Genomic DNA, 4024 nt, shown 5'->3' on the forward strand with positions numbered 1-4024 from the left:
ATCGTCAGGACCCAGCCGGTCCTCGCCGGGCTTCCCGTCCTGGCCAATGCAGACTTTGGACACACACAGCCGCAGATTACGCTGCCCATTGGCGGCCGATCCGAGCTGACCGTCGGGGCACCCAACAGACTCCGAATCATCGCGGACTAACCAACAGCAGGAGCAAGAGAACGCCCGCAGCAGGTTCGGCTAACGGGCACCAACAGTGCGGTGATCGAACGGCTTACGAGCGGCCACCATATGATCAATTGGTGACCATTCGAATCCGCTTCGCGACCGCGGCTGATTACGCCGCAGTCGAGACGATCGAAAATGCTGCCGATCGGCTTCTCATTGATCGGCTGCTCCCTGAGCAGTGGCCGCCCGCCCCATCTGACGCTTCGAGAGCGTCAGACCCCGGATACGTCCTGGTTGCTGAAGCGACAGACACGGGCGCTGCCGTGGGTTTCGTGCACGTCATTGAGGCAGACAAGTTTGCGCACTTAGAGCAACTTTCAGTATTGCCCGAATACAGTCGTCGCGGATACGGGCGCATGCTGATCGATGCCGCGAAGAAAGAAGCTCGAGGACGGGGGTATGACCGGTTGACCCTCCGTACTTATGCCGATATCCCGTGGAATGGACCTTTTTACTCGCGAGCTGGTTTCGCGGAGGAGGCCCCTTCGACTGACTTCCACCGCAAACTGATCGATGTCGAAGGAAGTCTCGAGCTTGCTAGGTACGGGCGTCGCGTACAGATGGCCGCAGTGCTGGAGTAGTCCCTGCCCGTCATGCCGCGACCGGCTTGCGGGCGTTTCGACGAGCTACTTGCGGCAACCTCCCAAGCTGTTCTGGCGGTTTCGTGTAGGGTGCCATACATGCTTGGCATCGAACGGTTTGAAGTGCGCGTCGGTGGGCTTTCCCGACATGAGCTGATGAGCAGCTTGAGTTCGCACGGTGTTCTTCTCAACGGACACGCAGAATCCCTAATCGATGACCTCGTCTTTGACGCCCAAGCTTCCCGCCCCGTGGTGGTCACAGAGCGCACGGTTGCCGAACTGGGGTTGTCCACAGGGGAGACGCTTTCTCAAATTTTCGAAGCCGCACAGCAACAAGGCTTGTTGCTGTGCCCGGCGGATACTGCACCCTATTTACGTATGGCCCTGAAAGGGCAAAAGGCGTCCCGCGACTCGATCATGTCGTCGGGGCAGGCACCCGATGGCGCCCTCACGGTTGCCAGCGAAGTTCCCTGGATGAACGACGAACATCCGAAGGGCTTCTATCTTCGCGTCGTAGACGGGCAAGAGTGGCTGCGTGGGTACAGGTGCGACAACGATTACTTATGGTCCCCCAAAGACCGTTTCATCTTTCAGTTGCCGCAGCACAATTCAACTAAATGATCACAGGTGTCCGGTGAGCGATCCCTTAGCGGACGCGTATTGGCTCCGCCAGGGAGATGGCCTAACCCTCGACTTCACTCTGCATGGGGAGCCGACAGGAGGAATCTGCGAAATACGGCTCGACCAAAGCTAGCACCACGCCCGTTTTTGGAAAGCGGCTCCATTGCAGCGTATGGGGTTCGGCCTACGGTGCGCCTGTAAACTTCGTGGGTGATTCCCAAAGGAACAGCTCGACTTCGATTCCGGCAGATGGCGACAGCAGACCTCGACAACATGGCTGCGCTACTCGGTGATCCAGTTGTCATGACGTATTACCCCGCACCCAAAACCCGAGACGAGGCGGCCCAGTGGATTGCCTGGAATGAAGCGAACTACGCCGAGTACGGGTACGGCCTTTGGATCGTGGAAACCCTCGATGGCACTTTCTTGGGCGACTGTGGCCTCACTTGGCAGGAAGCCAATGGTCGCCTCGTGCTGGAAGTTGGCTACCACGTGCGCGCCGACGTCCAAGGACAGGGATACGCAACCGAAGCAGCTGCGGCATGCAAGGACTTCGCCCGCGTAGAACTCAAAGCGCAACAGCTCGTCGCCATCATTCATCCTGACAATATGGCATCACGCCGTGTTGCCGAAAAAATCGGGATGCACCACATCGAAGATGATCGTGGCGGCACCATCGCAATCCGGACAGTCCTCGGAGTACATCTAGCGGCCCCATAGAGGTTCCCCATTCAGGGCTCTGACCTGGGAACTGAGCCGACCGGCATCCGGCCAGCACCAGGGCAGCCACCCGCCTGATGGGAGCCGGGTGGGCTGCTAAGGTCAGCGGAGCCGCAGCGAAGAAGTCGGCGAGGGCTGTTCCTGCAGAGATTGCGACCCCGAGGGCCCCCAGCGGATCACCCGTTCACGGCTGCGTGGCGCCAAGCATGGCCGCTTTGCTCTTTGTTTCGAGTTTCGGGCTGTCGGCGAGTTTCAGCCAGACTACTCCGGCGATGATCACGGCCAGCCAGAAGGCGCGTGCCGGGGTCAGCGTTTCGTCGAAAAAGACCGGGCCGAGGGCGGCCGAGCCGACCGAGCCGATGCCAGCCCATACGGCATAGCCGATCCCGACATCGATTCTTTTGAGTGCGACGCTGAGGCAGAACAGTGTCAAGAGGAAGAACGCCAATGCGGAGATTGACCAGCTCAGGATGCTGAATCCTTGGCTGCCGCCGACGCTGAGTGCGTAGCCGACTTCGAATACTCCGGCCAGGAGCAAAACGAGCCACGCCCCGGTGTTCCTATTGTTCGTGACGAGTGTTGCGGTCATTTGTCAGTCCATTCGAGAAGGGTCGGAGGAAATGCGGAGGGTCTGATCGGCAGGCAGGACCGGCGCTGCATGATTTGTCACGCAGCCCCATCGAGTTGGAGGCCGACAACGCCGACGATGACGATTCCGATTCCGGCTCCCTGGCGCCATTTCAGTCGCTGGCCGAAGAGCATTGCGCCCAGGATGGTGATACCGACGCCGGCCACCGAGACCCAGAGCGCATAGCCGACACCGACGTCGAAGGTCAGGAGTGCCAGGCTGAGGAAGAAGGTGGCGATTGCGCCGCTGATGAGTGTGGTGATGGTCCACCACAGGCGGGTGAAGCCTTGTGCTTTACTCGCTGCGAAAGCGACCGCAATTTCGAAGATCACGGCGATTCCTAAATAGAGCCAACTCATGATGGTTTTCCTTTCGTGGGTGTTGCTGGGTTAGACGGCGCGTTGATGCCGCCCTGTCTGAGGTGGAGAAATCGTTCTAACGGCTCCAGGCCCGTTCGACGGGAGCCGGTGCGCGGTACTGGTGAGTTGTGTGCGGTGGATATTGCTGCATGTACATGCATATTCTGAAATGTGGCCGGCTTCCGTGACGTCTGTGAGATTCGCTAGCGGGAGACGACATTGCTGATGTCGCGCAGCGCGCGGGTCACCTGATGTGCGTCGAGCTCCGGATGGTGCGCGCCCATATTGCCAAGGAGGCCGCGCACCCGCTCCTCGTAGGCTCCGCGCACCTCCCTGAGTAAGGTTTCCCCTTGCTCCGTGATGACCGCATAGACGCCGCGCCCGTCGTCAGGGCAGGTGTCACGGAACGTCAGGCCCTTTGCTTCCAGGCGGCTCACTAGGCGTGTGACAGAGCTCTGATTCAATCCAATCCGCTGGGCAAGGTCGTTGACGCGCAATTCCTTGTCGGAGGCTTGGCTGAGTTGTGCCAGCGCGCGATAGTCCGTCAGGCCGATCCTGTGGGCATCCATCAGCCACTTGCCGAGACTGGCATCCATTGCCGATGCAAAAGAAGCGACCTGCGACCAAGCCGCACTGAGGTCCGCAATAGGCGTTGTGTCTTTCTGATCTGATACCTGCATGTGCATGCAGTGACCGTATCTCTAGTTTGGTGAGCCTGGCAAATTTGACCACTCCGCCAGGCCGACGGGGCCGCTCCGAGGTCACGCAAATGGGCGCGAATGGCGCGAATAGCGTTCCACTCGGCGACAAGTGTCCCGCAGAAGGTTCCTTGGGTTCTTGCGGTGATTGCAACACTTAGCGGATGGGTGTTGTTATGGCGAGGTATTCGATCTACGTAAGACCGGATTTGCTGCAGGTGTTTTGGGCCGGGATGCAGG

General features: G+C 59.5%; 7 protein-coding genes. 4 read left to right on the forward strand and 3 right to left on the reverse strand.

Annotation, left to right across the window (positions count from 1 at the left end):
• The 4 genes from ACZYZ4_RS19330 (at window position 1) to ACZYZ4_RS19345 (ending at window position 2099) form a co-directional block, all read left to right on the forward strand.
• Window positions 1-150 (forward strand): hypothetical protein, encoded by a 150-nt coding sequence (locus tag ACZYZ4_RS19330; RefSeq protein WP_463863400.1) that lies wholly within the window; start codon window positions 1-3, stop codon window positions 148-150.
• Between the two features lie 101 nt (window positions 151-251).
• Complete coding sequence (locus ACZYZ4_RS19335; protein WP_463863394.1) at window positions 252-758, forward strand: GNAT family N-acetyltransferase; 507 nt, start codon at window positions 252-254, stop codon at window positions 756-758.
• A gap of 99 nt (window positions 759-857) precedes the next feature.
• On the forward strand, window positions 858-1379 hold the full coding sequence (locus ACZYZ4_RS19340) for a hypothetical protein (RefSeq protein WP_463863395.1): 522 nt from the start codon (window positions 858-860) through the stop codon (window positions 1377-1379).
• A 210-nt stretch (window positions 1380-1589) separates the two neighbouring features.
• On the forward strand, window positions 1590-2099 hold the full coding sequence (locus ACZYZ4_RS19345) for a GNAT family N-acetyltransferase (protein WP_463863396.1): 510 nt from the start codon (window positions 1590-1592) through the stop codon (window positions 2097-2099).
• Between the two features lie 184 nt (window positions 2100-2283).
• Here the strand turns inward: ACZYZ4_RS19345 and ACZYZ4_RS19350 are convergent, their stop codons facing one another.
• From ACZYZ4_RS19350 to ACZYZ4_RS19360, 3 genes are all read right to left on the reverse strand, one after another.
• The gene (locus tag ACZYZ4_RS19350; protein WP_463863397.1) at window positions 2284-2688 is read right to left on the reverse strand and encodes a DMT family transporter; all 405 of its coding nucleotides are present in this window, start codon (window positions 2686-2688) and stop codon (window positions 2284-2286) included.
• Between the two features lie 77 nt (window positions 2689-2765).
• Window positions 2766-3086, reverse strand: a complete 321-nt coding sequence (locus tag ACZYZ4_RS19355) for a DMT family transporter (RefSeq protein WP_463863398.1) — start codon at window positions 3084-3086, stop codon at window positions 2766-2768.
• A gap of 203 nt (window positions 3087-3289) precedes the next feature.
• Window positions 3290-3772: a MarR family winged helix-turn-helix transcriptional regulator gene (locus tag ACZYZ4_RS19360; protein WP_463863399.1), complete on the reverse strand. Its 483-nt coding sequence runs from the start codon at window positions 3770-3772 to the stop codon at window positions 3290-3292.
• Window positions 3773-4024: the final 252 nt, after the last annotated feature.

This window comes from Pseudarthrobacter adonitolis (assembly GCF_055412845.1).

What these genes read in the sequence shown, in the direction of transcription:
- ACZYZ4_RS19340 (WP_463863395.1), top strand. Translation starts at nt 858, where the DNA reads ATGCTTGGCATCGAACGGTTTGAAGTGCGCGTCGGTGGGCTTTCCCGA.
- ACZYZ4_RS19350 (WP_463863397.1), bottom strand. Translation starts at nt 2,688, where the DNA reads ATGACCGCAACACTCGTCACGAACAATAGGAACACCGGGGCGTGGCTC.
- ACZYZ4_RS19355 (WP_463863398.1), bottom strand. Translation starts at nt 3,086, where the DNA reads ATGAGTTGGCTCTATTTAGGAATCGCCGTGATCTTCGAAATTGCGGTC.
- ACZYZ4_RS19360 (WP_463863399.1), bottom strand. Translation starts at nt 3,772, where the DNA reads ATGCACATGCAGGTATCAGATCAGAAAGACACAACGCCTATTGCGGAC.